Annotated in this window: 3 protein-coding genes; all 3 read right to left on the reverse strand. The window is 59.5% G+C overall.

Going from position 1 to position 2,597, the window contains the following annotated elements; genetic code table 11:
- Nucleotides 1-12: 12 nt before the first annotated feature.
- From C7H84_RS37000 to C7H84_RS35515, 3 genes are read right to left on the reverse strand one after another with little or no spacing between them, the layout of a single operon-like run.
- Nucleotides 13-1,299 carry a hypothetical protein gene (locus tag C7H84_RS37000; protein WP_240462203.1) on the reverse strand — a complete coding sequence of 429 codons (1,287 nt, stop codon included), beginning with the start codon at nucleotides 1,297-1,299 and terminating at the stop codon, nucleotides 13-15.
- Nucleotides 1,296-2,090, reverse strand: coding sequence for a recombinase family protein (locus tag C7H84_RS37005; RefSeq protein ID WP_240462204.1), 795 nt, complete (start codon nucleotides 2,088-2,090; stop codon nucleotides 1,296-1,298). Before C7H84_RS37005 ends, C7H84_RS37000 begins: the two co-directional genes overlap by 4 nt.
- Entirely contained in the window at nucleotides 2,080-2,280 is a 201-nt protein-coding gene (locus C7H84_RS35515; protein WP_121863138.1) for a hypothetical protein, read from the reverse strand. Before C7H84_RS35515 ends, C7H84_RS37005 begins: the two co-directional genes overlap by 11 nt.
- Between the last annotated feature and the right edge of the window lie 317 nt (nucleotides 2,281-2,597).

A 2,597-nucleotide genomic window follows, 5' to 3' on the forward strand; every position in this document is an offset into this window, starting at 1 on the left:
GCAATGGGGCGTTCATTGTGCACCTCCTTCCGGAGCCTCGATAAACATTGGGATTTGTCCTTCGACATCGTTGCGACACGGGCGATATTTGCGCGCCAGGGCCGCCGTAACAGCGTCGCTGTGCAGATCGCTTGCACGAATCTGCCATGGGGCGTCGGGCATGACTTGCTCCGCTGGCAGAATCCGATCGTTGATAAGACGCCGGATCATGTAATGAGTGACGCCGAGCAGTTTCGCCGCGTCAGACATCGTCAACCATTGTCCATCCTTATCCGCCGACTTGTAGGCTCGAATGTCGCGCACTTGCCGTATCGATCTGACACGGTGTGCGGTCCAGGTCTTGCCTTGGCCGGTGCGAATCCCCATCCGATTCAGCGACGCTGCGATGTCCTGGTCTGACCACCGGGTGATCATGCTGCGAATGACCGCGAGCGCGTCGTCAGAGGTACTGCATCCATGCTCGCCAGTCCGAGGCTTGCGGACTCGAAGCTCGGAATGCTGGCCACCTTGCCAGTGAATCGTGAGGATGACTTCGCGAGCGGCTTCGTCCACGTCGGCAACGATGTCGGCAATCAACGCGCGAACAAGCTGTTGACGTGTGCGCATGGTGACGCCCGGTGCATTCCACGCAGCACGAAGATCCTCGGCGAGCTTCGTAAAGTCAGGCAGGGGAGCCTGCGCGTCTGGTTTAGTGACCGTCTCCAGGCGGGCCTGGCAGGCCTGTACACGACGTAATGCCGCTTCCCAGTTCTTCTCCAGCTGCGCGGCAATCAGACGGTTCTCAGGATCACAGGCGGCGTAGCGCCGCTCAGCCAGCGTGGCCTCGTACCGAGCCTGCTGCAGTTCAAGCTCCACGATTCGCCGCTGCTCGTTCAGGGTATCCATGTGCATTTGCTCGGCCTGTTGGGCCGCTTCAATCGCCAATGGCTCCACGACGCGCAGAAGCTCCTTGCCGATAGCGGCATCGATGCGTGAGCCGCCGAACGTCATGCATCGCGGCGGCATGTCGAAGCGATTGCACCGGTAGACTGCCTGCGGGATGCGTCCTGCATAGGCTACTGACAGGCGACGTCCGCAGCGGGCGCAGGCAAGCAAACCGGCAAGCAGCGCGCGTCCACCACGACTGGATTTTACGTCACCAGCCTTGCCATAGGCGTTGGTGGCCAGCTTCTCCTGGTTGCGCTCGAATTCGGCCCAGTCGATGTAGCCTTCGTGATGCTCCCGGAGCATGACGTCCCAGTCCTCAAACGGCTTGCGGTGCTTGTAGCTCTTGCGAGCACGGCCTTCGACGATCGTCATCTGCTACCGCTCTTGCCATACGCGTAGACACCAGCATAGAACGGATTCTTGAGCACCGAGATCACGTTACGGTAACGTATCGGAGTCCAGTCGACCTGCGTCAGCGTCCGGCCATCAGATGGACGCGGAAAATGAACCTGCTCAGCCCTCATCGACAGCAGGACTTGCCGCGCGCTGCCCAGTTGCCGGAATCGGGTGAAAATCAAGCGTATGACTTCCTGCAACCGCGCATCTGGATCGAATCCCAGACCGACATCACGATGCCAGATATAGCCAACCGGCACGCTGATACGTAATTCACCACGGTGTGCCTTCTCTCGTTTGGCGTCGTGCATGCGCGTTCGAAGCACGTTAAGTTCGAACTCGCTGATGCTGCCCTTCATGCCAAGCAACAGCCGGTCATTTGCCCGGCAAGGGTCGTACACGCCGTCAAGGTCGATTACCCGCGCTTCAACGAGACCGCAGAGCTCGAGCAGATGATGCCAGTCGCGTCCATTGCGAGCAAGGCGTGAGGCATCGAGGCAAAGCACTGCGCCGACGTCGCCAGCGCATAATAACGCGACCAGACGATCGAAGCCCGGTCTCGCAACCGTGCCGCTCGCCGAGCGCCCTTGGTCGTCGTCGATGACTTCAACGTCGCGAAATCCATGTCGCTTTGCTTCATGCACAAGGTCATACTGCCGGCGCTGGCTCTCGAGGTTCAGTTGGACCTGTGTCTGGCTGGACTGCCGGACATAAACTACTGCCTTGCGTTTAAGAAGATCTGCGGGCAAACGATCATCATTCTTCATCGTCAGGCCCCTTCGCAGTCGAGATGCCGGCGGCCTGCATCAGCAGGCACGCGAGATGCCTGAGCGCGTTTGCTCGCTGCACCGCGTTCATTCCCTGAAGCTCGACCGTATCGAACGTCAGGTTCATCTGCTGCGGCATCGACCGCGACGACTGTTGATCTGCTAGAACGACGTTTGGCAGAGTGGCCATTGCGTTTCTCCCGGACGTTGGTGGAACCGTCCGGAGAGTGTCCCCGCAAATGCCGATCGGCCAGTAACTGATGCAAATTGTGCAGTGCCGTTACGGAAACCCTCGGTTCGCCGAGAACCATGGCTGAACATACAGCGGCATCAAGCATCCACGCTGCGATCATCTTGACTACGGCACCGTCCGTCTCCACGTGGATGACTTGGCTTCCGCCACGATGTTCGACGTCTCTGACCTTGACGCGACGTCCGTACAGCGGATGCCAGCGATAATGGACTTCGACTTCCTGCCCGATATGGGCAGAATGAGCGCGAAATGGC

Source organism: Burkholderia sp. Nafp2/4-1b (assembly GCF_003635165.1).
In the GTDB taxonomy this organism is placed as follows: Bacteria; Pseudomonadota; Gammaproteobacteria; order Burkholderiales; family Burkholderiaceae; genus Burkholderia.